Genomic DNA, 440 nt, shown 5'->3' with positions numbered 1-440 from the left:
ACGAGGAGGGGAGGGACCTCGGTGAACGAAGAGTCGGGCACATCATGGTCAGCGGGCCCCAGCTCGCCCGTGGCTACCACGGCCTCCCCCACGTGAGTGCCGGCGTGTTCGCCGACGGGTGGCTGCGTACCGGCGACCTCGGGTTCCTGCGCAACGGACGGCTGTGCGTCACCGGGCGGCACAAGGACGTCCTGTTCCTCAACGGGCGCACCTTCCACGCCCCGGACATGGAAGCGGTCGCCGCGGCCACCCCCGGGCTGCCTCCGGGCGCCCCCGCGGTGATCGGCTCGACCGACCCCGTGACCGGTGCGGAACGCGTCGTGGTGTTCGTCCCCTGGGCCCGACCCCCTCAGGAGGCCCAGGAGGTGCTCGACCAGGTCGCCTCCCGGGTACGCGGAGCTCTCCTCCACGACGATGTACGGGTACTGGCCCTGCCCCCG

1 pseudogene is annotated in these 440 nt (G+C 72.5%); it reads left to right on the top strand.

Annotation, left to right across the window (positions count from 1 at the left end):
- Positions 1–440 (top strand): annotated as a pseudogene (locus RM812_RS42420) (AMP-binding protein); the annotation flags it as partial.

The organism is Streptomyces lancefieldiae, from assembly GCF_031845825.1.
GTDB lineage: Bacteria > Actinomycetota > Actinomycetes > Streptomycetales > Streptomycetaceae > Streptomyces > Streptomyces lancefieldiae.
This window is presented reverse-complemented; position numbering and strand designations above follow the sequence as displayed.